We start from the raw sequence: 22,870 nt of genomic DNA on the forward strand, positions 1-22,870 counted from the left end.
CGGCGGGACGTCGGCCGCGGCGTCGCGGAACTACGGGGCCCGCACCGCGAGCAGGTCCTCGACCGGGGCGAGCTCGACGAGGCCCCGCGCCCGCCGCGCCAGGTCCGCGTCCGACGCGACGAGCACGTCCGCCTGCAGCCGGGCGACCGCGACGTACTCCGCGGGCGCGACGTCGTCCCAACCGCGCTCGGTGGCGATCCGCCAGGCCACGGCCCGCGAGACCCGGTCGCCGAGCAGCCGCACGCGCATCGTCGTCAGCCCGTCGAGCAGCCGTTCGGCCCGCGCGGCGTCGAGGGTCCCGGCGCGGACGGCGCGGTAGAGCAGGCCCATCGCCTCCGAGCGGAGCAGGTTCGGGGCGACCAGCTGGTGCCCGTCCGGCACGACGAACCCCTCCTCGACCAGGCGCACGGCCGTCGGGGCGTCGATCGCGAAGCGCGTCATCGCCGCTCCTCCCCCGCGCCGCCGAGCCGCACCCACTCCCCCTCGGACACCACCTCGACCGTCCCGTCGGCGACGACGATCGCCGTCTGCTCGTCGATCGCGTAGGCCGGCATCCCGCCGAGGCCGGCCGCCCACCGCTCCGCGGCCGGCCTCGTGTTCGTGGGGAACGCGTCCAGGTGCGGGAAGATCGCGAACGGCACGACCCCGAGGGCGCTGTCGTCCGGGGCGTCGGCCCACTCGACGAACATCTCGCCGATCCGCGGCGCCATGACCATGCTCCCGGCGCTGACGCCGACCCACACCAGGTCGGGCAGGCCCGGGAGTAGGTCCGCCAGCCCGGACTCCCGCACCCAGTGCGCGAGGTAGGTCGCGTCACCGCCGTCCACCAGCAGCACGTCGGCGTCCCGCACCCACGGCGCCCAGCGCTCGGCGCCGATCGTCGGCAGCGCGGTGAGCTCGAGGACCCCGAGCGACGCCCAGCCGAGGCCGGTCAGGTGCTCGAACCCCGGCTCGGCCGCGATGAGGCCCCGCACCGACCCCGGACCGCAGAGCGGGTGGCCCCACTGGGCGGTCGGGACGACGAGGGCGCGGCACTCGGCGACCGGCCGGGGCAGCAGCCGGTCGAGCGCGGCGCGGATGCTCGGGTTGGTGACGCCGCCGGACGTGAGCAGGAGCTGCACGGGTCCTCCCGGGTTCGCGGGCCGTCGGTCGCTGGGGGGGTCGGGCCCATCCTGCACCCGCGCGCGTGTCGGTGCCGTGCGGCAGCATGGCCCGGTGAGCAGCGAGGTGACGGCCCCGCGCCTGCGCACCGAGCCGAGCATCGCGCACCTGGACGCGGACGCCTTCTTCGCGTCGGTCGAGCAGGCGCAGCGCCCCTCCCTGCGCGGGCGCCCGGTGCTGGTCGGCGGGACCGGGCCGCGCGGGGTGGTCGCCGCCGCGTCCTACGAGGCCCGGGCGATGGGCGTGCGCTCGGCGATGTCGATGGCCAGCGCCCGGCGCGCGTGCCCGCAGGCGACGGTCGTGGTCCCCCGGTTCGACGCGTACACCGCGTACTCGGCGCGGATCATGGCGGCGCTGCGCGAGCGGACCGACGCGGTCGAGCCGCTGAGCATCGACGAGGCGTTCGCCGACCTCGGTGCTGTGCACCCGGGGGCGGACGGCTGGCCGGGGGTCGCCCGGGACCTGCGGGAGCGCGCGGTCGCGCTCGCCGGCGTGCCGGTGTCCGTCGGGATGGGCCGGTCGAAGCTCGTCGCGAAGCTCGCCTCCGCGGCCGCCAAGCCCGCGGGGGTCGTGGTGGTCGCGCCCGAGGACGAGGACGCGTTCCTGCTGCCGATGCCGGTGCGGTCGCTCTGGGGCGTGGGGCCGGTGTCCGCGGAGCGGCTGGAGAAAATCGGCGTGCGGACCGTCGAGGACCTGCGCGGGCAGCCGCTCGACACCCTGACGATGGTGCTGGGCGAGGCGGCCGGGTCGAACCTGTTCCGGGTCGCGCGCGGCTGGGACGACCGGCCCGTGGCCGAGACCCGGGAGCGGAAGTCCGCCGGCGCCGAGCACACCTTCGAGCGGGACCTGCACGGCCGGGCCGAGGTCGCGGCGCAGCTGCCCGCCGTGGTGGACCAGGCGTACACCCGCCTGGAGCGGCACGGCGGCGCGGCCCGGACCGTGACGGCGAAGGTGCGGTTCGCCGGGTTCAGCACGGTGACCCGTGCGGTGTCCCTGCCGTCGCCGACCGCGGACCGGGCGGCGCTGCACGAGGCGGCGGCGCGGGCGCTGGACCTGGTGGAGCTGGCCGAGCCGGTCCGGCTGCTGGGGGTCGCGTTCAGCGGGCTGTCGGAGCACGCGCAGCTGATGCTGGACCTGGCGGGACCGGTCGACGCGGCGGTCCCGGGATCGCCGGCGGGTGCCGAGGGCGGCGGCGCGTCGAGCGACGATGACCCGGACGCGCTCCGTCCCGTCGCCCGTCGCCGACGCGGTCGGCTCCGGGTCGACGACGCCGCCCCCGGCCTCGACGTCCGGCACCCCGTGCACGGCCGCGGGTGGGTGGTGAAGGCGCGCGACGACGGCCGGGTCGCCGTCCGGTTCGAGACCGCCGCCACCGGGCCGGGACGGCAGATCTGGCTGGACCCGGCGACGGAGGAGGTCGATCTGGTCGGCGCGCTCGGGCCCGACGGGGCGGAGCTGGAGGACGCCGGCCCCGCGCAGGACCCCGAGCCGACCTAGCGACGGACCGTCCCCGTCACCGCACACCAGGCGCGGTGGCGTCGCGGGCACCGGGCCGGAGCACCCGAGCAGCTCCCGCACCAGCGGCTCGTCGCGCACCTGCTTCGCCTGCGTGGACATGTCGTCGGCGTCCGAGAGGCGGGGGCCCAGCGCACGCACCGCCGCCGCCGCGTCGATGGTGATCTCCGCGTCCGCGTCGTCCGTCGTCGGTCGTGCCCGACCGACGACGCGGGGCTGGTCGAGCAGCTCCAGCGCCTCGCCCGGCTGCACGACGCGCGCGTCCTGGACGACGACCCGTTCGCCCTCGCCAAGGCCAGCCTGCTCGCCTGAGTCCTCCACAGGTGGGCGTTGCGTGCCCCGTCCCCAGGGCGGGCGTCGGGCGCCGGGGTCATGTCGGTGGTCGTCGGTAGTGTCGTTCCATGGCATCTGACCTGCAGGAACACCCCGACGGCGACCCGATCGCCGACGCGGTGCTGCCGGTCTACGCACCCGACGGAACCTGCCTGACGGACTTCGGCCCGGACCCGGCCGTGGCGGCCGGCGGTGCGCCGCGCACGGGCGAGCAGCGGCAGATCGAGGCGATCCGGTCCTGCGAGCCGGGGCCGGTGCTGGACGCCTGGCTGCGGGGCCTGGACCCGAGCGTGCTGGCCTCAGGGGTCCTGGTCGAGGTGGTCGCCGCGCAGACCCGGATCGAGTCCTACCAGCACGCCCGGACCCTGGGCATGATCGCCGAGCTGGCCTCCCGGGACGAGATGAGCCCGGAGTGGTCTCCGCTGGCCGGTGCCCCGCCGACGCAGGCCTGCGTCGCGGGCGACGAGCTGGCGATGCGGCTGGGCTGGCCCCGGGTGACCGCGACGAAGACCGTGCATCGAGCGCTGGTGCTCGATGGGATGCTCGGCGCGACCCGGGAAGCCCTGGAGGTCGGGCACCTCGACCCCGCCAAGGCCCAGGTCCTGACGGCCGAGTTGGCGGACCTGTCGTTCCAGGTCGCGCACGCGGTCGAGGACGCCGTGCTGCCGGACGCCGACCAGTGCTCGGTCGCCGAGCTGCGCCAGCGCGTGGCGCGGGAGATCCGGCTGGTCGACCCCGAGGGCGCAGCGGATCGGCGCGAACGCGCCCGCCGCACCCGAAAGGTGTCCCACCCCCGCCCGCAGCCGGACGGCATGGCCTCGATGTGGCTGGTGCTGGACGCGACGGACGCGCTGCGCGTCGACGGGGTGCTGACCCATGCCGCGAAGACCGCTAAGGCCCTGGGTGATGTCCGGACCCTTGACCAGTTGCGCGCCGACGGCCTGCGGGACCTGGTCGTGGGCGACGTGCCGGAGTCGGACGGGCCGGCGTTCGAGGTCCACCTGTCCCCGGGTCTGCCGGTGCCGCCGGAGCCGCGGCGGTCGTGGAACGGTGCGACCTTCATCGACCGGGACGGTGTGGTGCTCACCCGCCCGGTCGAGCCGATCCCGATCGCCACCCTCACCCCGCTCGACGACACCGCCGCAGACGCAGTCCCCGGCGTGGTCCGCCCTGCCGCGCCAGCCGGAACGCCGGACGCACCGCCCACGACCGATCCCGACACCGGGGACAGCGCTGTCGTCACCACGTCCAGCGCACCGACCGGAGCCACCGCGCCCGCGCCCGCGCTTGCGCCCCCGGGTCGCGGCTGCACGCGCTGCTCGGGTCGCCCGGGCGCCGAGGTCCGCATCACCGTCCCCGCATCGACCCTGCTCGGGCTGGACGACCAGCCCGCCCACCTCGACGGCCACGGCCCCGTCGACGCCGTCCAAGCCCGGGCCCTGGCGATCGGCGGGGTCTGGCAACGCGTCGTCACCGACCCCCTCACCGACCGGGTCCTCGACGTCGGCCGCGAACGCTACCGACCACCCACCGCCCTGGCCGAGCTCATCCGCACCCGCGACCGGACCTGCGCCGCACCCGGGTGCAGGGTCCCGGCGTGCGGCTGCGAGCTCGACCACACCCAGGAGTTCCACCCCCAACCCGGTGGTGATCCCGACGCGCCCCGAGGTCGCACCGACGCCGACAACCTCGGACCGGTCTGCCACCGGCACCACCGCCTCAAGACCGACGGCGGCTTCCGGCTGCGCCAGATCGAACCCGGGCTCTTCGAGTGGCTCACCCCGACCGGGCACCGGTACCTCACCCGACCCGGCACCGGGCAGTGCCACGACGCCACGGCCGACCCGTACGACGCACCACCCCCGTTCTGAGGCGAGGGCACGCCCGCCGCCGACATGCGTCTCAACCACACTGCCAACCGCCCCGTCGACCGCCCCGCGCCGGAATCTCAGTCCGCGACGGCTCGCGGCCCCGCGGCCCCGTCCTCGCCACGTCGCGCCCGTCAGTGGCCGGTGCCAGCATCGGAGCATGCGGATCAAGCATCAGGTGACGGTGTTCGACACGGCCGACCTCGCGACGGAGAGCACGTTCTGGGCGGGCGTCCTCGGCGGGACCGTGGAGCCCGACGACGACTGGCACATGCTCTACGTCGACGGCGAGCCGCGGATGGGGTTCCAGCTGGCCCCGGATCACGTGCGGCCCGACTGGCCGGACGGCGAGCAGCAGCAGCAGATCCACCTCGACCTCTACGTCGAGGACCTGGCGGAGGCGCACGCGCACGTCACCGGGCTGGGCGCCGAGCTCCTGAAGCCGGCGGACGACCCGGCCGCTCCCGAGGGCTTCCAGGTGTACGCGGACCCGTCGGGGCACCCGTTCTGCCTCTGCTGGTGACGACCTCGCGTCACGCCCCGCCGACGCCGACCAGGTGCTCGCGCTCCGCGAGGTGCCGGGCAATCGCCGCGGGGTCGGTCCGCGCCGACAGGTAGCCCAGGTAGCCGTCGGGCCGGATCAGCGCGGCGCCGTCGTGGCCGATCCCGTACCGGTCGGCCACGACGCCGCCCGGGTCGACCAGCACGGGGCCGCCGCTCGACCCGTCCGGTGCCGGGTGCGTCGACGGTCGCGTCGACGGCGGCGGAGCCGGGACCACCGGCACCACGGTCCCGAGCCCGCCGAGCACCGCCCGCAGCCGGTCGTGCGACGTCGGCGACAGGCACGTGGTCAGCAGCAGGTGCCCGGGCCGTCGCAGCAGGTCGCCGATGCGGGCGGGGCCGCCGTCCGCGTCGGAGAGCCCCGCCGGATCCGGGGCGTGGTCGCCCGGGCACGCCCCGCGGACCCCGTCCCCGCCGCCGACGGCCGGGCTCCCCCGGTACCGCAGCCGCACCTCGGCGAGACTCGCCGCGACCGCCTCGCCGACCGCCGGCAGGTGGCCGAGCAGCAGCAGCCCGACGTCGCGGAGGTGCCCCCGCGGCCCCTGCGTGGCGACGGCGTGCGTGAGCCGGGTGGTCTGCCGGACGACCGCGGCACCGACCGGGTAGCGCTCCGCGTGGTAGCTGTCGAGCAGCGCGTCCCCCGCCCGGCCGGTGCTGACCAGCGCGAGCTTCCACGCCAGGTTCACCGCGTCCTGCATCCCCGTGTTCATGCCCTGGCCGCCAGCAGGGCTGTGCACGTGCGCGGCGTCCCCGGCGAGCAGCACCCGGCCGTGGCGGTACCGCTCGACCTGGCCGTGGTGCACCTCGAACCCGACGAGCCACCGGGCGTCGCTGAGCCGCCAGTGCTCGCCCATCCGCTCGTCGACGAGCCGCTGCACCTCGGCGAGCGTGGGGTCCCCGGACGGGCCCGGCGCGGGGACCTGGATCAGGAACCGCGTCCGCCCGTCGGGCATCGGGAACGCCCCGGACACGCCGTCCGCCCCGGCGAACAGCCGGATGGTGTCCGGCGGGAGCGTGGTCGCCGCGGCGACGTCGGCGAACAGGAAGAGCTCGCCGTGGAACACGCCCTCGATCCGCTCACCCACCGCGGCGCGGACCCTGCTGTGCCCGCCGTCGGCGCCGACCACCCAGCCGACGTGCACCCGCTCGGGCCCGGCCGCGGACTCGAGGGTCACGTCGACCCCGTCGTCGTCCTGGGCGAGGTCGGTGAGCCGCACGCCACGCTCGACGACGACGCCCAGCCGTGCGGCCAGGCCCGCGAGCACCGCCTCGGTCACCGGCTGCGGGGTGTCGAGCGCGCGCGGGTACCGGGAGTCGATGCCGCGGGTGGACGCGCGCAGGCGCAGCGTGCCCGCGGCGCCGGACCGGACCTCGACGGCCGTGATCTCGACCGCCCGCCCGGCGAGCTCGTCCAGGACGCCCATCGCGGCGAGGTGCTCCTGGGTGCGGGCGTGCACGATGACCGCGCGCGACTGCTCCGTGGGCTCCGGCAGCGCGTCGACGAGCCGGACGCGTGCGCCCTGCCGCGCGAGCTCGCAGGCGGCGGTCAGACCCACGGGGCCCGCGCCGACGACGAGCACGGTGGACGACGCTCCCCCGCTGCCGACCATCGCGCCCCCGTCCGGCTGCCGTCCACGGTGCGCGGCCCGGCCCGTGGCCCACCGTGACCGCGCGCGGCGCGCCACGGCCTCACCCGCCGCGGATGACCCGAGCCGGCGCGCGACCGGGCGCTCAGCCCCGCTGCCGGCGGGCCACCGCGGCCGCCAGCACCGGCGCGCCCTCGCCGGCGAGCCTCGTCACCGCCGACGGCCGGCCCGCCATCGCCATGACCAGGTCGAGTGTCGTGCCGGTGACCTCCGGGCCGTCGCCGGCGCGGAACCCGCTGTCGTCCGCGACCAGCCGCACGCCCTTCGCGACCGCGCGGGACGCCACGGCGAAGTCCCGCCGGGCGTAGCCCGCCGCGACCGCCTCGACGGCCTCCGGGTCCGGGGCGCCGGGCAGCCCGAGCGGCTCACGGACGTCGGTGCCGTGCACGACGACCTCGCCGAGCCACGCCCACAGGTCGCCCGTGGGCGCGACCCGGGAGTCGACGACGGCCAGGAAGCCGGCCAGCGTGTCCGCGGGCGCCGGGCCGCGGTGCTCGGCGAGCCGCCGCGCGTTGTGCCGGTCGGCGTCGAACCGCGCGGCCGCGATGCTGCGCAGCCACGCCCACCGCCCCGTGCTCGCCCCGGCGGTCAGATGCGCGACGACGTCCTCGACGGACCAGTCACCGCACAGCGTCGGCGCCGACCACGCCTCGGGGGGCAGGGCCGCCAGCTCCGCGGCGAACCGCGCCCGCTCCTCCCGGATGGCCGACCAGAACCGCTCGGGTGCCCAGGGGGCCATGTGCGCTCCGCGTCCTCGGTGGGCCCACCGGTCAGGCGGGGAGGGCGAGCTCGCCCCGCACGATGCTGTCACCCGAGTGGGCCGGATCGCCGTCGAACGGCTCGGCGGACACGTCGACGACGGGGAACTCGGCGAGGTCGAGGCCGGGCGGGAGCGCGAACCGGCCCTCGTCGCCGTCGAGCAGGCCGAGCGACACGAGGCGGGTCGCCCCGGCGTCGAGCAGCCACACCTCGCGGAAGCCGTCGGCGTCGGCGTCGGTCACCCGGACCACGAGGGTGCGGCGGCCCTGGGCGTCCTCCTCGACCTGGGCGTCGCCCGAGGCGGACCAGCCGGGCAGGGCCTCGAGCCGGACCTCGGCGACGACCGTCTCGGGGCCCGGGCGCAGCGCGGCGGAGACGGCGAGGCCGCCCGCGACGCCGCCGACGACGAGCCCGGCGGCCGCGGCGGCGAGCCAGGGGCCACGCCGGTGGCGGCGCGAGGCCGCGGGGACGGGGTCGACACCGGGCGCCGGACGCGGACCCGGCACGCCGCCGGCCGCCGCGGCAGGGTCCCCCGAGCCGTCGTCCGCCGAGCGGTCGACCGCGGACCCGTCGCCGCGAGCGAGGTCCGTGCCCTCCGGCACCACGTCCTCCGCGAGCCCCAGCTCGTCCCGCACCCGCCCCCACACCGCGGCGGGCGGCGGGACCAGCTCGCCCGCGTCGCCGGCGCGCGCCACGGCCGCCGCGGCGGCGAGCGACGCCACCTCCCGGGCGCAGTCGGCGCACGACGCGAGGTGCGCACGGGGCGCCGCGTCGAGCGGCTCGCCCAGCGCGGCCAGGGCGACGGCGTCAGGGTCGAGGTGCGGCACCGTCCACCTCCAACCGGTCGCGCAGCCGTTGCAGGCTACGACGGATGTGGCTCTTCACCGTGCCGAGCGGCAGGTCGAGCCGCCGGGCGATCTGGTCGTGCGTGAGGTCGTCGTAGAACGCGAGGGCCAGGATCGTCCGCTGCGGCTCGCCGAGCCGGTGCAGCTCGTCGACGACGACGACGTGGTCGGCCACCCGGGCGGCCTCCGGCTCGGGGTCCCGGCCGGCGCGGGCGGCCGCGGCGCGCAGGTCCCGCGCGTCGCGGCTGCGGCGGGCGAGCGCGTCGGCGACGGCGTTCCGGGTGATGCCGGTGAGCCAGGCGCGCAGCGGTCCCCGGTCGGCGCGGTAGCCGGAGCGCCCGCGCCACGCGGCGACGAACACCTGCTGGGTGACGTCCTCGGCGTCCGCCCCGGACCCGAGCGCCCGCAGGGCCACCGTGTGCACGAAGGGCGACCAGCGCCGGTACGCCTCGGCGAGCGCCTGCTCGTCCCCCGCCTCGAAGGCGCGGGCCAGGGCGTCGTCGTCCCACTCGGGCGGCGGGCGCAGGTGCGCGACGGGGCTGGACAGGGCACGCCTCCTCGCGGGCCGGGCCCCGCCGCGGGGTGCGGGGGTCGCGGAGGCCATCATGCGCCGACCGGGCCGGCGGTGACCAGGACGTTGTCGACGTAGTGCCGCGTGTCCCGGTCGAAGGCCCCGCCGCACGTGACCAGCGCGAGCCGCGGCGGGCCGTCCCGGGTGAAGACGTCGGGCCACCGCGCCTCGTCCTTCGGGAACCGGGTCACGGCGTCGACGGCGTACGTGCGGGTGCTGCCGTCGGCGAGCGCGACCTCGACGGCGTCGCCGGGCCGGACGTCGACCAGGTGCACGAACGGCCCGGTCCCGCCGGACGCGATCGAGTCCACGTGCGCGGCGATCACCGTCGTCCCGGCCGGGTCCCCGGGGTCGGCACCGAACCGGTACCAGCCGCCGCGCTCGGCCAGCGGCGGGATCTCCATCTGACCGTCCGGGGCGACGCCGACCGGGTCGACGGGGACGTCGACGTCGCGGCCGGGGATCACGACCCGCACCGGCGCGGTCGGGGACGGGTCCGCGGCGGGCGGCGGCGTGGCGGGGGCGACGGGCACGGCGGGGGCGGTCGCGGGCGGGGTGGTCGGCGACGGCGCGGCGGTCGCCGAGGGCGTCGGCGGGGACGTCACCACCTGCACCGCACGCTGCCGCTCCGAGCCCGCGAACGCCCCCGCCACCCCCGCCGCCGCCAGCCCCAGCACGACGACGGCGAGGAGGATCCCGGCCACGCCGCGGGGGCTGCGGCGCGGCCGGGGGTCGGGGTCGGTGGGTGGCACGGTGCCTCCGGGTCGGGCGTCCCGGCCCGGTCCCCTCCCCTTCCTCGCGTCGCCACCCGCACGATCGGGTGGCGCCGCGAGGATCCGGTGGGGACCGGGGCGGGACGCGCGGGCTGGACCGGGGCGTGGGCGGCGGGGACGACGCACCCGCGCCCCGGTCGTCTCAGCGGCGGTCGCGGGCCGTCGCGCGGGCCCGGCGCACCGGCCGCACCGCACCGACGACCGCGACCAGCGCCAGCAGCGTCGCGGCCGCGACCCACGGCGCCGCGGGCCCGGAGCCGCCCTCGGCGGCGGTGCCGAGCTCGCCGGACGGAACGCCGCCCGGGGCCGAGTGCAGGCCGCTGATGGTCTGCACCGCGAGCGCCAGGTTGCCCGCGTCCAGCGAGCCCCAGGCGTACACGATGGTGTCGGCGCCCTCGGCGACCGTGAGGTCGGTCGGGCCGAGCACCGGCGTGGTGGTCCCCGTGGCGGCGACCGCCGCGGAGACGGTCCCGGCCGGCACGGTGAGCGACTGCTCGTCCGGGTTCGACAGGTTCGTCACGACCGGGCTGCCGCCGGCGAGGACGTCGACGGCCGGCGCGGCCGCCACGTGCCGGACGGTGAGGCGGCCCTGCCCCGCCGGCACCGCGGAGGTGTCGTTGGTGAACAGCGTCGCGGTCGGGTCGCCGGTGGCGGTGAGGTGCGCGACCGCGGTGTAGCTGCCGCCCGCCTCCAGGGTCACGTCGACCGGGCCGATCGCCGGCTGGCTGTCGTCGGCGGCGTCGGCGGCCGTGATCGCGAGGGTGTGCGCGCCCGCAGGCACGTCCAGCGGTCCCGCGAGCGTGCCGGGCGTGAAGTCGTCGAGCGTGCGGGTGCCGTCGACCCAGACGTCGACGGTCAGGTCGGGGACGCCGTGCAGGACGGCGAGCGACGCGGTCCCGCCGGTGGCGGCGGAGGCGGGCAGCGCGGCGGCGGCCACCAGCAGGGCCGAGCCGATGCCGGCGGCGGCGAGGGTGACGGACGGACGATGACGCATGGGGTGCTCCTCGTTCCGGCGGGGTCGTGCTGACACCCCCTCTACCGCCGCCGCACCCCGCGCGGATGCACCCGCGGGCCGATCAGCTCAGGAAGCCCGTGACCACGTCGTGCAGCGCCGCGGTGGTGAGCTCGAGGCTCGCGACGTCCACCCGCTCGTCGTTCCCGTGGAACAGGCCGCGCCACGTCCCCGCGTCCCAGTGCGGCGACAGCAGGCCGAAGCCGTACGCCGGGACACCGCGCCGGCGGTAGAACCGGCCGTCCGTGCCGCCGGTGCCGAGGGTCGGCAGGACGGGCGCGCCGCCGGTGCGGTCGCCCACCGCCTTCTCGATCACCCGGTACAGCTCGGTGTCGGTCGGCGACAGCGACGGCTCGCCCCACCGGTCGCCCTCGACGACGACGTGCGGCGCGAGGTCCCCGACCGCCTCGGCCAGCAGCGCGTCCACGTCGGCCGGCCGGGCCCCGGGCAGCACCCGGATGTCGAGGGTGATCTCCGCGTGCCCCGGGATGACGTTCGGCTTGCCGCCGGCGTGCAGCACGGTGGGCGCGACGGTGGTGTGGGTGGTGGCGTGCGCCACGGGGGCGATCGCACCGAGCAGCGGCAGCACCTCGTCGAGCCGGTCCGGGTCGAGGGCGGCCGCCCGGACGTCGGCGGGCAGGTCGATCGCGTCGACGTACCGCCGCCACAGGTCGCCGATCACGACCGGGCCGCGCAGCGCCGCGATCCGGCGCACCGCCTCCGCGGCGAGGACGATCGCGTTCCGGCTCCCCCACGGGCCCGAGCCGTGGCCCGGTGTGCCGACGACCCGCAGCCGCCGGCCGGCGCCGCCCTTCTCCCCCACGGCGAGCGTGCGGTGCGCACCGACGGGGACGCCGCCCGACTCGGTCAGCACGTGGTCGGCGCGCACCAGGTCCCAGCGGTGCGTGGTCAGCCAGTCGACGCCCCAGACGCTGCCGTGCTCCTCGTCGGCGACCGCGGCCAGCAGCAGGTCGCCCGACAGCCGCACCCCCGACGCCGCGAGCGCCCGGGTGACCACGGCGTACGCGGCCGTCAGCCCGAGCATGTCGATCGCGCCGCGCCCCCAGACCCAGCCGTCGACCAGCTCGCCGCCGAACGGGTCGCGGGTCCAGCCGTCGGGCTCGACGGGGACGACGTCGGTGTGCCCGACGAGGCCCAGCGACGGGGCCCCGGCGACACCGCCCTCGATGCGGGTCACGAGCGACGCCCGACCGGGCTGCGGCTCGACGACCTCGAGGTCCAGGCCGGCGCCGTCCAGGTAGTCGGCGATCGTCCGGGCGTTGCGGATCTCCTGGCCCGACTCGACGGTGCCCTCGTTCACACAGGCGTTCCGGATCAGCGCCCGGAGCAGCTCGGTGGTCTCGCCGGCCAGGCGGGCGGCGTCGGGCAGGGCGGTCATCGGGTCTCCTCCGGGGCGGTGCGGGCAGTGCCGCCGGCGGACGCGACCGGGCGGACGCGGCGGCCCGGGATCGCCGCGACGAGCTCGCGGGTGTACTCCTCGCGGGGGTCGAGCAGGATCGCCTCGGCGGTGCCCTGCTCCACCAGCCGCCCGTCGTGCAGCACGCCGACGTGGTCGGCGACCCGGCGGACAACCGCGAGGTCGTGCGAGATGAACAGGTAGGTCAGCCCGTGCTCGGCCTGGAGCCGGACCAGCAGGTCGAGGATCTGCGCCTGCACGGACACGTCGAGCGCCGACACCGGCTCGTCGAGGACCACCAGGTCCGGATGCAGGGCGAGCGCGCGGGCGATCGCGACCCGCTGCCGCTGCCCGCCCGAGAGCTCGCGCGGGCTGCGGCGGGCCGCGTCGGCGGGCAGGGCGACGTCGGCGAGCAGCTCGCGCACCCGGTCGGCGCGCTCCGCCCGGGTACCGACGCCGTAGGCGCGCAGCGGCTCCGCGATCACGTCCGCGACCGTGAACCGCGGGTCGAGCGACGCGTAGGGGCTCTGGTAGACGACCTGGAACCCGCGGCGCAGCCGGCGCAGGGTCTCGCCGCGCGCGCCGGTGACGTCCTCCCCGCGGAACCGCACCCGGCCCGCGGTCGGCCGCTCCAGGTGCAGCGCGAGGCGGGCGGTGGTGCTCTTCCCCGAGCCGGACTCGCCGACCAGGGCGTACGTCGTCCCGCGGTCGACGCGCAGGCTCACGCCGTCGACCGCGACCAGCGAGCGCGCCCCCGCGGCGCCACGGGGGCGCGGGAACTCCTTGCGGACGTCGACCAGCTCCAGCACCGGCGCCACCTCGGCGGCCGGGGCGGCGGTGGCCTCTGCCGCGGACGGGCCCAGCCGCCCGTCCGCGAGGCTCGGCGCCGCCGCGATCAGCTGCCGCGTGTAGGGGTGCCGCGGTGCCCCGAGCACCTCGTCGGCGGCGCCCTCCTCGACCACCACCCCGTGCTCCAGCACGACGATCCGGTCGGCCCGGTCGGCGGCGACGCCGAGGTCGTGCGTGATGAGCAGCAGCGCCGTCCCGCGGTCGCGGACCAGCGTCTCGAGGTGGTCGAGGATGCGCCGCTGCACGGTGACGTCGAGGGCGCTGGTCGGCTCGTCGGCCACGATCAGCCGCGGCCCCGCCGCGATCGCGATGGCGATGAGCACCCGCTGCCGCAGGCCGCCGGACAGCTCGTGCGGGTACTGCCGGGCGCGGGCGGCCGGGTCCGGGACGCCGGCCTGCTCCAGCAGGGCGACCGCGCGGCGGCGCGCCTCCCGGCGCCGGGCGAGCCCGTGGATGACCAGCACCTCGGCCACCTGGTCGCCGACCCGCTGCACCGGGTTGAGCGACACGGTCGGGTCCTGCGGGACGAGCCCGACCTCCCGGCCGCGGACGCCCTGCCACTCCCGCTCGGTCAGGTCGGACACGTCCCGCCCGCCGAGCCGGATCCGCCCGCCCGTGACCGACCCGCCGCGGGCGAGCAGGTGCAGCGCCGCGTGCGCGGTGGTGCTCTTGCCGGACCCGGACTCGCCGACCAGGGCGACGACCTCGCCGGGCCGGACCCGCAGGTCCACCCCGCGCACGGCCCGGTACACCTGGCCGTCCCGGGTGCGGTAGCCGACCTCGAGGCCCTCGACCTCGAGCACCGGCGTCGCGCCGGCGTCGGCCGGCGCCGGGGCCCGGTCCTCCTGCAGCTGCGTCACTGGTCCTCTCCCGTCGTCTCGAGCCCCCGCGCGACCCGGTTGGCGGACAGCACGACCGCCACGATCACGAGCCCGGGCAGGGTGGTGAGCCACCAGGCGGTGGCGAGGTAGTCGCGGCCGCCGGAGATCAGCGACCCCCACTCGGGGGTGGGCGGCGGCGTGCCGTAGCCGAGGAAGCTCAGCGCGGACACCGCCAGCACCGCGCCGCCGAACTCCAGCGCGACCAGCGCGAGCACCGGCCCCGCGGAGTTGGGCAGCACGTGCCGGCCCAGCACCGACCACCAGCGCGCGCCCGACGCGCGTGCGGCCTCGACGTAGACCGAGGTCGACGTGCGCAGCACCTCGGCGCGCATCACCCGGGCGAACGTCGCCACGGCGCCGACGCCGACCGCGACCGCGATCTTGGTCGGCCCGGTGCCGAGCGCGGTGATGATCGCGAGCGACAGCAGGATGCTCGGCACCGCCAGCAGCACGTCGACCGCCCGGCCCACGACGTCGTCCACCCAGCCGCGCAGGAACCCGGCCAGCAGCCCGAGCGCCGAGCCGACGACCAGGCCGACGACCACCGCGATCGCCGTGGTCCGCAGCGACAGCGAGGCGCCGTGCACGACCCGGGTCCACACGTCGCGGCCGAGGTGGTCCGTGCCGAACAGGTGCTCGGCGGACGGCGGCAGCAGCCGGTCGGCGGGCACCCCGGTGATCGGGTCGCCGGACGCGAACACCGACGGCGCCGCGGCCCACGCGGCGACCAGCAGCAGCACGAGGCCCGCGAGCACGAGGCCGGGACGCCGCAGCAGGTACCGGCCCGCTCGCGCCACCCACGGCCCGGCGGACCCGGCGCGCCGCGCCCGCCCGTGCCGCAGGATCGACCGGGCGTCCCGGCGGTCGGCGACCTCGATCTCCTCCGGCGCGCGGGTGGTGGTCGTGGTGGTCACGCGGCCACCGCCTTCCGGGTCGGGGCCCGCTCGATGCGCGGGTCCAGCAGCGGGTAGAGCAGGTCGACGACCAGGGTCGTGACGACGAACACGAGCGCCGACAGCACGACGACCGCGAGCACCACCGGCACGTCCTGGGTGTTGACGGACTGCACGGTGAGCCGGCCGAGCCCGACCCGGGAGAACACGGTCTCGGTGACGACGGCCCCGCCGAGCAGCCCGCCGACCAGGACGCCGAGCATCGTGAACGCCGGGATCGCCGCGTTGCGCAGCGCGTGCCCGAGCTGCACCCGGAGCCGGCCGGCGCCCTTGGCGCGGGCGGTCTCGACGTAGGGCTCGCCGAGCGTGCCCCGCAGGCTGCGGGACAGCACCTGCGCGAGCTGGGCGCCGGGCGGGATCGCGAGGGTCACGGCGGGCAGCACCAGGCTCTGCCAGCCGGCGTTGCCGATCGCGGGCAGCAGGCCGGCGCGGAACGACAGCCACTGCAGCAGCACGAGCCCGATGAAGAACGTCGGCAGCGCGACCCCCACCGGCGGCAGCGCCGACAGCACCTGGCGCAGCCACCGGCTGCGCGGCAGCACGCTCGCCACCGCGAGCGCCGTGCCGCCGAGCACCGCGAGCGTCAGGGCGACCCCGGTCAGCAGCAGGGTCTGCGGCAGCGCCTGGGCCACCAGCGACCCGGCCGGCGCGCCCGACTGGTACGACGGCCCGAAGTCGAGCCGGACGGCGCCCCACAGGGCGTCGGCGTACTGGACCAGCACCGGCCGATCCAGCCCGTACCGGGCGCGCAGGTCGTCCAGCAGGGCCGGGTCGACCGACGCCACCTCCCCGCCCGACCCGGCGGCCAGCGCCGCCGGGTCGCTCGGGAGCAGGTAGAGCACGAAGAACGCGATGGTGAACGCGGCCCAGAGCACGAACAGCCCCTGGGCGGCGCGCCGCGCGACGTACCGGGCCATCAGGACGGGTCCACCCAGGCGCCGTAGAAGTCGAGCCGGCTGGAGCCCTCGAACGCGAGCCCGTGCACGCGGTCGGCGGCGGCGATCGTGGTGGACAGCTCGTAGACCGGGATGGCGTGGCCGTGCTCGACCAGCAGGCGGGAGGCCTCCTCGATCAGCTGCCCGCGCTCGTCGGGGTCGGTGGCCGCGGCGGACCGGTCGAGCAGGTCGTCGACCTCCTCGGCCGGGCGGTCGTTGATGTTGCGCGCGTTCGCGGAGAAGATCAGCCGCAGCACGTCCGGGTCCGACCGCGTGAGGTTGTAGTAGTCGAGGTCGAAGTCGCCGCTCTCCTTGATGGCGGTCGACTCGGCGATCTCGACGTGCTGCAGCTGCAGGTCGACGCCGATCTGGCGCAGCTGCTGCTGCACGAGCTCCAGCGGCGCCGGGTCCTGCCAGAACGTCACGGTCGTGGACAGCCTCTGGCCGTCCTTCTCCCGGATGCCGTCGTCGCCGGCCACCCAGCCCGCGTCGTCCAGCAGCTCCTCGGCGCCGTCGGGGTCGTAGGCGAGCAGGTCGCCCAGGTCCGCGGCGAGCGGGGTGGAGTGCGACAGCACGCCGGTCGCCGCCTGGTCGCGCTCGGTGAGCACGGTGTCGACGATCTGCTGCCGGTCGATGCCCTTCGAGATGGCGACCCGCACGGCCTCGTCGGACGCGAGCGGGCTCGACTCCTTCGGGAACAGCTGGTAGGCCACGCCGGGGTTGGCGCGCTGCTGCAGCCAGAACCCGTTGCCGTCGAACTGCGCCTGGTCGACGGCCGCGATCGCCGCGGTCGCGTCGATCTGGCCCGAGGCCAGGCTGCCGGCGCGCACCGACGACTCGGGGATGACCTGGAAGGTCACGGTGTCGAGGTAGGCCTCGCCGGTGTGCTCGTCGGCCTCGGAGGACCAGTCGTACCCGTCGACCTTCGACAGCACGATCTCCTGGTCCTGGGTGTACGAGTCGACCTGGAACGGGCCGGACCCCACGTAGTCGCCGGCGCAGCGCTCCTCGGGCGTGAGGTCCGCCGACGCGGGCGACAGCAGGCCGAGCGAGAACGTCGACGTCGCCTGGAGGAACTGGGCGCTCGGCTGGGCGAAGTCGACGGTCAGCGTCTGCGGGTCGGCGACGGTCGTGCCCTCGTAGCCCACCAGGTACTGCGAGCCGAGCGAGGCGGTGGCGCCGAGCGCGACGATCGCGTCGAAGTTCGTCTTGACGGACTCGGCGTCGATCGGCGTGCCGTCCGCGTAGGTCGCGCCCTCGCGCAGGTGGAAGGTGTAGCTCGACGCGTCGTCGCTCACCTCCCAGCTCTCGGCGAGCCACGGCACGATCTCGCCGCTGTCCGGGTCCTGCGCGGTGAGCGAGGCGACGGTCTGCCGGGCGACGGCGATGGCGTCGTTGTTGCCGACCTGCTGCGGGTCGATGCACCGGGAGTCGACCGTGATGGCGAACCGGAGGTCGCCGCCGGCCACGGGCTCGGCGTCGCCGCCGGTCGAGGCGTCGCCGGACCCGCCGCCGGTCCCGCCGGAGGAGCAGGCGGCGAGCAGCAGGGCGGTGGTGGCGAGCGTGGCCGCGGCGGCGGGGCGGGCGCCCCGGCGTCGGGTGGGCGTGGTCATCGGTGCTCCTGGGGTGGGGTGGGTCGGGGGTCGTGGGTCAGCCCGCGACGGGCGCGGGGGCCTGCGCCGCGTGGTCGACGGCGGTGAAGCCGGCGGCGCGGCGGGGGTCGGCGGCGGACCACAGGTCGGTGCGCACCTCGGCGCGGACCAGCGGCGCGACCTCCTCGGCGAACCGGCGCAGGACGTCCTCCTGCTCCGCCGGGTCGAGCAGGTGGTTCACGGAGACGGACTGCAGGACGTGCCCGTAGGTCGCGTGGTAGTCGAGGATCTTCTCGGCTACCCGCTCCGGGGAGCCGACCAGGGCCGGGCCGCGCTCCACGGCGTCCTCCAGCGTGCGGAAGGACGGCGCCTTCCCCACGGCGTCGGCGCCGTAGCCCCGGCGGGCCGCGGCGTCGACCTGGCCCTGGTACAGCGGCCGGTACTGCGCGACGGCGGCCTCGGTGGTGTCCGCGAGGAACAGCCCGCCGGAGCCGGAGCCGACGTACGCGCGGGCCGGGTCGTGGCCGTGCGCGGCGTACTGCTCGCGGTAGTGGTCGAGCAGCACGGCGTAGTTCTCCCGCGGCTGCAGGGCGTTCGCGGTGACGATCGGGTCGCCCCACCGCGCCGCGAGCTCGACGGCGAACCGGGAGGTCGCCGAGCCGTGCCAGATCCGGAACGTCCCGGCGTACGGCCGCGGCAACGTGGTCGCGTGCTCCAGGCGGTGCCGGTGCCGGCCCTCCCAGGTCACGTCCTCCTCCGACAGCAGGAGGCGGAGCAGCTCGTAGTTCTCCTCGAGGTACTCGTACTGCTTGTCGATGTCGAGGCCGAGCAGCGGGTACTGCAGCACCTCGTTGCCCTTGCCGATGACGATCTCCAGCCGGCCGCGGGACAGCTGGTCGACGGTCGCCAGGTCCTCGGCCACGCGCACCGGGTCGAGGAGCGACAGCACGGTGACGCCCGTCGACAGCAGGATCCGGCTGGTCGACGCGGCGATCGCGCCGAGGATCACCGTGGGTGCCGACGACAGCACGTCGCCGGCGTGCCGCTCCCCCACGGCGAACGAGTCGAAGCCGAGCTCCTCGGCCAGGACGGCGTGCCGGACGGTCCGGGCGAGCCGGTCGGCCGGGGGCACCGCCTCGCCCGTGACCGGGTGCGGCGGGTTGAAGACGATGTCGAGCAGCTGGAAGCGCACGGCCGGCCCCGCTCAGGCCGCGGCCGCGGCGGCGGCCTCGCGGTCGCGCGCGGCGACGCCCTCGCGGACCAGCGGGATCACGTACCGGCCGAAGTCGACCGCGTCGTCCAGCAGGTCGTAGCCGCGGGCGGAGATGACCCGGACGCCGCGGTCGTAGTACGCGAGCAGCGCCTCGGCGACCTGCTCGGGTGTGCCGACCAGGGCGTTGGAGTTCCCCGCCCCGCCGGTGGCCTTCGCGGTCGCGGCCCACAGCACGGAGTCGAACCGGTCGCCCTGCGCCGCGATCTCCAGCAGCCGCTGCGAGCCGGCGTTCTCCGGGGCGTCGATCGGGTGCCGCTTGCTCAGCACGCCGCCGAGCGCGGCCTTGCGCGCCTCGATCGCGTCGAGGACGCGGTGCGCCTTCTCCCAGGCCAGCTCCTCGGTCGGCGCGATGATCGGCCGGAACGCGGCGTGGATCCGCGGCGGGGTGGTGCGGCCTGCGGCGGCGGCCTCGGCGTGCACCCGGTCGATCTGCTCCTGGGTGCGGTCCAGCGGCTCGCCCCAGACGGCGTAGATGTCCGCCTCCGCGGCGCCGACCCGGAAAGCCGCGTCCGAGGAGCCGCCGAACGAGATCGTCGGCACGTGGCCGTCGACCGGCTTCGTGTCCAGGTGGAAGTCGGCGAAGTCGTAGAACCGGCCGTGATGGTCGAACGGCTCGGTGGACGTCCAGGCCCGCTTGACGATCTGGATGTACTCCTGGGTCCGGGCGTACCGCTCGTCCTTGGTCAGGATGTCGCCCTCGCGGCCCTGCTCGTGGTCGTTGCCGCCGGTGATGAAGTGCACCGAGAGCCGGCCGCCGGACAGCTGGTCCAGCGTGGCGAACGTCTTGGCGGCGTACGTCGGGTACGAGACGTTCGGCCGGTGCGCGAGCAGCAGCTCGATGGAGTCGAGCCGGGACGCGACGTAGGCCGCGAGCGCCGCCGGCTCCGGCCCGGACGACCCGTAGGCGAACAGGACGCGGGTCCAGCCGTTGTCCTCGTGCGCCCGGACGATCCGCTCCAGGTAGCCGGCGTCGAACGGACGGGTCGTGGCGGCACGCGTCTCGGACGCGTCGGTGGTGGTGGCGATGCCGAGGAACTCGACGGGCATGGGTGTGGCTCCTTCGTCTTCTTCCCGCCGAGATAGGGCCTGCGCGCCGAGATAGGGCCGCGTGGGGTCCTATCTCGGGCGGAGGGTCCTATCTCGGCGCGAGTGCGGGGTGGGAGGGGCAGGGCGGGCGGGTCAGGCGGGGGTGTCGGTCGGGGGCTCGGCCGGGAGGCCGGCGTCGCGCCAGGCGGGGAAGCCGCCGTCGACGTGGGAGACCGGGTAGCCGCGGGCCGCGAGGGCCTCGGCGACCGGACGGCTGCCGTTCTCCGAGCCGCAGACGACGACCACCGGGGTGTCGATCGAGATGACCGGGGCGTGCGCCGGGCCGAACAGGGCGTCGAGGTCGGTGCGGTCGAGCAGCGTCGAGCCGGGGATCTCGCCGTGGGACGCGCGGCCGCCGGCGGAGCGGACGTCGACGAGCAGGGCGCCGCGGGCGACCTCGGCGGCCGCCTCGACGGGAGCGCGGAGGGCCGGTGCCGCTGCCTCGGGGGCGGTGCCGGGGACGTCGGGCGTGCTGGCGGTGCTGGTCATGGCGGGCTCCTTCAGGGGACGAGGGTGAGGGCGGCGCGGTCGGCGCCCGCGGGCGGTGCGTCGGCGGCGGGGGCGACGCCCCACGCCTCGGCGAGCAGCGTGAAGGACCGGCGGGCGTCGGCCGGGTCGTGCGTGGCGGTGGTGATCAGCAGCTCGTCGGCGCCCGTGACGCGCTGCAGCGTCTCCAGCCGGGCGACGACGTCCGCGGGGGCGCCGACGACCCGGGTGTCGACCCGGTCGGCGACGAGGGCGCGCTCGTCGGCGTCGCGCTCCTCCCAGGGCACGGCGTCGTCGGGGTGCGGGTAGGCGATCGCCCCGGCAGCACCGCGGCGGATGGACAGCACCCAGTCGGCGAACGGCGCGGCCAGCGCCCGGGCCTCGGCGGTGGTGCCCGCGACCAGCACGTCCGCCGACACCACGACGTACGGCCGGTCGAGGACGCCCGGGCGGAACGCGGCCCGGTAGGCGGCGATCGTGTCGAGCGTGGTGGTGGGGCTGACGTGGAAGTTCGCCGCGATCGGCAGCCCGAGCTCCCCCGCCACCCGCGCGCTCTCCCCCGCCGAGGACGCGAGCACCCAGAGGTCGAAGTCGGCGCCCTCGACCGGCGGGGCCACGTGCCGGGTGCCGTCGGCCTCGGCGTAGTCGCCCGCCCGCAGGCCGAGGACCAGGCCGAGCTCGTCGCGGAACGCCGCCGGGGTGCGGGACGCGCCGACGACCCGCTTCTGCGCGAGCAGCCGCTCGCGCAGCACGGAGTCGGAGCCGTCGATCGGCGGGGCGCCGGGGACGTACAGGCCGTCGACGACGCGGGGGCCGGCCGCAGGGCGTGCGGCGGGCGAGGGCGGGGCGGGCGGCGTCGGCGCGGCGGCGGACGCGTCCCCGCGCACGGCGTCCGCGCCCGCGGCGGCCCGCGTCCCGCCCGGCGGCGTGAACGCCCGCCCCAGGCCCAGGTCGACCCGCCCCGGGTGCAGCGCCGCGATCGTGCCGAACTGCTCCGCGGCGACCAGCGGGCTGGTGGTGCTCAGCAGCACCGCACCCGAGCCCACGCGGATCCGCTCCGTGCGGGCCGCGACGGCGGCGGCGAGCACCGCGGGCGACGCCGAGCCGACGCCCGGCGACAGGTGGTGCTCGGCGTACCAGACCCGGCGGTAGCCGAGCCGTTCGAGGTCGACGGCCAGGTCGACGGCCGCCCGCACGGCCTGGGTGCCGGTGCCGCCGGCGGGCACGACCGCGAGGTCGAGCACGGACAGCGGGACGCGGGGGTTCTCGGACATGGGTTCTCCTCCTCGGGTGCGGGCGGGCCGTCGGCGCTCAGGCCGTCTTCGGCAGGCCCGGCGGGTTCGTCTCGGGCGCGTCGATCGCCTCGGCCTCCAGGCCCCAGCGCTCGAGGACCTCGGTGTACGAGCCGTCGTCGAACGCGCCCTGCAGCGCGGCGGTCACGGCGTCGGCCCAGCCGCTGCCCTTGAGCGTGGTGACGGCGATCTGCGCGGTGTCCGGCCAGCCGCCGTTGAGCGTCCCGACGACCGTGAAGTCCTGCGGCGAGACCTTGGCCTTGTACGCGGCGGTGGCGTTCGGGCCGAAGGAGGCGTCGATCCGCCCGGACTGCAGCGCGAGGATGGTGTCGCCGTCGTTCTCGAAGTACTCGACCTGCACGGGGTCGAGGCCGGCGGCCTGGTTCTCCTCGTCCCAGGCGAGCAGGATCTTCTCCTGGTTGGTCCCCGAGCCGACGGCGACGGTGAGGCCCGCGATGTCGGAGGGCTCGTCGATCTCCGTGATGTCGCCGCCGGCCTTGACCAGCCAGCCGAGCTCGTCGTTCCGGTAGGACGAGAAGTCGAACAGCTCCTTGCGCTCCTCGGTCACGGTGACGTTCGAGATGGTCGCGTCGACGTCGCCGGACTGGACCGCGAGCGGCCAGTCGGCCCAGGCCTTGACCTGCAGGTCGAGGTCCTTGCCGAGCGCGTCGGCGACGAGCTGGGCGATGTCGGTCTCGTTGCCGATCGGGGTGGCGTCGTCGTCGGCGAGGAACGCCAGCGGGGCGACGTAGGCGCTCACCGCGACGGTGAACGTGTCCTGCTCGGCGAGCTCCGGGGGCAGCAGCGCGATGGCGTCCGGGTTCTCGGCGGTGTGGACGCGGTCCTGGTCCGGGCTCGTGTTCACCTCCAGGCCGGCGGCCTCGGCGGCGTCCCGGAGCTCGCTGCCGGCCTCGGCCGCGTCGGACGTCCCGCCGCAGGCGGCGAGCAGGGCGAGGACGGGCACGAGCGCCAGGGCGGCGTGCGGGCGGCGGCGGGCGCCGGGCGGGCTGGTGCGGGTCGTGCGCATGGCGGGACTGCCTCTCGGGTGGGGTGGGCGGCGGG

21 protein-coding genes are annotated in these 22,870 nt (G+C 76.8%); 3 read left to right on the plus strand and 18 right to left on the minus strand.

Annotation, left to right across the window (positions count from 1 at the left end):
* Positions 1 to 30 precede the first annotated feature (30 nt).
* Both J5O08_RS09295 and J5O08_RS09300 read right to left on the minus strand, forming a co-directional pair.
* Positions 31 to 441, minus strand: coding sequence for a hypothetical protein (locus tag J5O08_RS09295; RefSeq protein WP_217613929.1), 411 nt, complete (start codon positions 439 to 441; stop codon positions 31 to 33).
* A complete protein-coding gene (locus tag J5O08_RS09300) occupies positions 438 to 1,121 on the minus strand; it encodes a Type 1 glutamine amidotransferase-like domain-containing protein (RefSeq protein ID WP_218706589.1) in 684 nt (227 codons plus the stop codon). The genes J5O08_RS09295 and J5O08_RS09300 overlap by 4 nt, the downstream gene beginning before the upstream one ends.
* Positions 1,122 to 1,215: 94 nt before the next feature.
* On the opposite strand from J5O08_RS09300, the gene J5O08_RS09305 reads away from it, so the two are divergent.
* From J5O08_RS09305 to J5O08_RS09315, 3 genes are all read left to right on the plus strand, one after another.
* On the plus strand, positions 1,216 to 2,658 hold the full coding sequence (locus J5O08_RS09305; RefSeq protein WP_218706590.1) for a DNA polymerase IV: 1,443 nt from the start codon (positions 1,216 to 1,218) through the stop codon (positions 2,656 to 2,658).
* A 419-nt stretch (positions 2,659 to 3,077) separates the two neighbouring features.
* Entirely contained in the window at positions 3,078 to 4,880 is a 1,803-nt protein-coding gene (locus J5O08_RS09310) for an HNH endonuclease signature motif containing protein (RefSeq protein ID WP_218706591.1), read from the plus strand.
* A 157-nt stretch (positions 4,881 to 5,037) separates the two neighbouring features.
* Positions 5,038 to 5,400 (plus strand): VOC family protein, encoded by a 363-nt coding sequence (locus J5O08_RS09315; RefSeq protein ID WP_218706592.1) that lies wholly within the window; start codon positions 5,038 to 5,040, stop codon positions 5,398 to 5,400.
* A gap of 10 nt (positions 5,401 to 5,410) precedes the next feature.
* On the opposite strand, the gene J5O08_RS09320 is transcribed toward J5O08_RS09315, so the two are convergent.
* The 16 genes from J5O08_RS09320 to J5O08_RS09395 all read right to left on the minus strand — a co-directional run bounded on the left by J5O08_RS09320 (position 5,411) and on the right by J5O08_RS09395 (position 22,835).
* Complete coding sequence (locus J5O08_RS09320) at positions 5,411 to 7,048, minus strand: FAD-dependent monooxygenase (protein ID WP_218706593.1); 1,638 nt, start codon at positions 7,046 to 7,048, stop codon at positions 5,411 to 5,413.
* Between the two features lie 121 nt (positions 7,049 to 7,169).
* Positions 7,170 to 7,823 carry a maleylpyruvate isomerase family mycothiol-dependent enzyme gene (locus tag J5O08_RS09325; protein ID WP_218706594.1) on the minus strand — a complete coding sequence of 218 codons (654 nt, stop codon included), beginning with the start codon at positions 7,821 to 7,823 and terminating at the stop codon, positions 7,170 to 7,172.
* A 31-nt stretch (positions 7,824 to 7,854) separates the two neighbouring features.
* Entirely contained in the window at positions 7,855 to 8,670 is an 816-nt protein-coding gene (locus tag J5O08_RS09330; protein WP_218706595.1) for an anti-sigma factor, read from the minus strand.
* Positions 8,651 to 9,295, minus strand: coding sequence for an RNA polymerase sigma factor (locus tag J5O08_RS09335; RefSeq protein WP_255589546.1), 645 nt, complete (start codon positions 9,293 to 9,295; stop codon positions 8,651 to 8,653). The genes J5O08_RS09330 and J5O08_RS09335 overlap by 20 nt, the downstream gene beginning before the upstream one ends.
* Positions 9,292 to 9,963 carry a class F sortase gene (locus J5O08_RS09340; protein WP_218706596.1) on the minus strand — a complete coding sequence of 224 codons (672 nt, stop codon included), beginning with the start codon at positions 9,961 to 9,963 and terminating at the stop codon, positions 9,292 to 9,294. The genes J5O08_RS09335 and J5O08_RS09340 overlap by 4 nt, the downstream gene beginning before the upstream one ends.
* 211 nt (positions 9,964 to 10,174) lie before the next feature.
* The gene (locus J5O08_RS09345; RefSeq protein WP_147796402.1) at positions 10,175 to 11,026 is read right to left on the minus strand and encodes a DUF4397 domain-containing protein; all 852 of its coding nucleotides are present in this window, start codon (positions 11,024 to 11,026) and stop codon (positions 10,175 to 10,177) included.
* Between the two features lie 82 nt (positions 11,027 to 11,108).
* Complete coding sequence (locus tag J5O08_RS09350) at positions 11,109 to 12,443, minus strand: M20/M25/M40 family metallo-hydrolase (protein WP_218706597.1); 1,335 nt, start codon at positions 12,441 to 12,443, stop codon at positions 11,109 to 11,111.
* Positions 12,440 to 14,170: an ABC transporter ATP-binding protein gene (locus J5O08_RS09355; protein ID WP_308281509.1), complete on the minus strand. Its 1,731-nt coding sequence runs from the start codon at positions 14,168 to 14,170 to the stop codon at positions 12,440 to 12,442. The genes J5O08_RS09350 and J5O08_RS09355 overlap by 4 nt, the downstream gene beginning before the upstream one ends.
* Positions 14,167 to 15,105 (minus strand): ABC transporter permease, encoded by a 939-nt coding sequence (locus J5O08_RS09360; RefSeq protein WP_374225962.1) that lies wholly within the window; start codon positions 15,103 to 15,105, stop codon positions 14,167 to 14,169. The genes J5O08_RS09355 and J5O08_RS09360 overlap by 4 nt, the downstream gene beginning before the upstream one ends.
* Entirely contained in the window at positions 15,102 to 16,061 is a 960-nt protein-coding gene (locus J5O08_RS09365) for an ABC transporter permease (protein ID WP_218706599.1), read from the minus strand. Before J5O08_RS09365 ends, J5O08_RS09360 begins: the two co-directional genes overlap by 4 nt.
* Complete coding sequence (locus tag J5O08_RS09370) at positions 16,061 to 17,692, minus strand: ABC transporter substrate-binding protein (RefSeq protein WP_218706600.1); 1,632 nt, start codon at positions 17,690 to 17,692, stop codon at positions 16,061 to 16,063. Before J5O08_RS09370 ends, J5O08_RS09365 begins: the two co-directional genes overlap by 1 nt.
* A gap of 37 nt (positions 17,693 to 17,729) precedes the next feature.
* Positions 17,730 to 18,863, minus strand: a complete 1,134-nt coding sequence (locus J5O08_RS09375; RefSeq protein ID WP_218706601.1) for an LLM class flavin-dependent oxidoreductase — start codon at positions 18,861 to 18,863, stop codon at positions 17,730 to 17,732.
* Between the two features lie 12 nt (positions 18,864 to 18,875).
* Positions 18,876 to 19,991: an LLM class flavin-dependent oxidoreductase gene (locus tag J5O08_RS09380; protein ID WP_218706602.1), complete on the minus strand. Its 1,116-nt coding sequence runs from the start codon at positions 19,989 to 19,991 to the stop codon at positions 18,876 to 18,878.
* 132 nt (positions 19,992 to 20,123) lie between these two features.
* Positions 20,124 to 20,519 (minus strand): rhodanese-like domain-containing protein, encoded by a 396-nt coding sequence (locus J5O08_RS09385; RefSeq protein ID WP_218706603.1) that lies wholly within the window; start codon positions 20,517 to 20,519, stop codon positions 20,124 to 20,126.
* A gap of 11 nt (positions 20,520 to 20,530) precedes the next feature.
* A complete protein-coding gene (locus J5O08_RS09390; RefSeq protein WP_218706604.1) occupies positions 20,531 to 21,790 on the minus strand; it encodes an LLM class flavin-dependent oxidoreductase in 1,260 nt (419 codons plus the stop codon).
* Between the two features lie 37 nt (positions 21,791 to 21,827).
* Positions 21,828 to 22,835, minus strand: a complete 1,008-nt coding sequence (locus J5O08_RS09395) for an ABC transporter substrate-binding protein (RefSeq protein ID WP_218706605.1) — start codon at positions 22,833 to 22,835, stop codon at positions 21,828 to 21,830.
* Between the last annotated feature and the right edge of the window lie 35 nt (positions 22,836 to 22,870).

The organism is Cellulomonas sp. PS-H5 (assembly GCF_019265565.1).
Taxonomy (GTDB): domain Bacteria; phylum Actinomycetota; class Actinomycetes; order Actinomycetales; family Cellulomonadaceae; genus Cellulomonas.

Bases quoted from the DNA above. Each gene is read 5' to 3' on its own strand.
- J5O08_RS09295 (WP_217613929.1), bottom strand. From the start codon at position 441: ATGACGCGCTTCGCGATCGACGCCCCGACGGCCGTGCGCCTGGTCGAG.
- J5O08_RS09310 (WP_218706591.1), top strand. From the start codon at position 3,078: ATGGCATCTGACCTGCAGGAACACCCCGACGGCGACCCGATCGCCGAC.
- J5O08_RS09315 (WP_218706592.1), top strand. From the start codon at position 5,038: ATGCGGATCAAGCATCAGGTGACGGTGTTCGACACGGCCGACCTCGCG.
- J5O08_RS09320 (WP_218706593.1), bottom strand. From the start codon at position 7,048: ATGGTCGGCAGCGGGGGAGCGTCGTCCACCGTGCTCGTCGTCGGCGCG.
- J5O08_RS09325 (WP_218706594.1), bottom strand. From the start codon at position 7,823: ATGGCCCCCTGGGCACCCGAGCGGTTCTGGTCGGCCATCCGGGAGGAG.
- J5O08_RS09335 (WP_255589546.1), bottom strand. From the start codon at position 9,295: ATGATGGCCTCCGCGACCCCCGCACCCCGCGGCGGGGCCCGGCCCGCG.
- J5O08_RS09345 (WP_147796402.1), bottom strand. From the start codon at position 11,026: ATGCGTCATCGTCCGTCCGTCACCCTCGCCGCCGCCGGCATCGGCTCG.
- J5O08_RS09350 (WP_218706597.1), bottom strand. From the start codon at position 12,443: ATGACCGCCCTGCCCGACGCCGCCCGCCTGGCCGGCGAGACCACCGAG.
- J5O08_RS09365 (WP_218706599.1), bottom strand. From the start codon at position 16,061: ATGGCCCGGTACGTCGCGCGGCGCGCCGCCCAGGGGCTGTTCGTGCTC.
- J5O08_RS09370 (WP_218706600.1), bottom strand. From the start codon at position 17,692: ATGACCACGCCCACCCGACGCCGGGGCGCCCGCCCCGCCGCCGCGGCC.
- J5O08_RS09380 (WP_218706602.1), bottom strand. From the start codon at position 19,991: ATGCCCGTCGAGTTCCTCGGCATCGCCACCACCACCGACGCGTCCGAG.
- J5O08_RS09385 (WP_218706603.1), bottom strand. From the start codon at position 20,519: ATGACCAGCACCGCCAGCACGCCCGACGTCCCCGGCACCGCCCCCGAG.
- J5O08_RS09390 (WP_218706604.1), bottom strand. From the start codon at position 21,790: ATGTCCGAGAACCCCCGCGTCCCGCTGTCCGTGCTCGACCTCGCGGTC.
- J5O08_RS09395 (WP_218706605.1), bottom strand. From the start codon at position 22,835: ATGCGCACGACCCGCACCAGCCCGCCCGGCGCCCGCCGCCGCCCGCAC.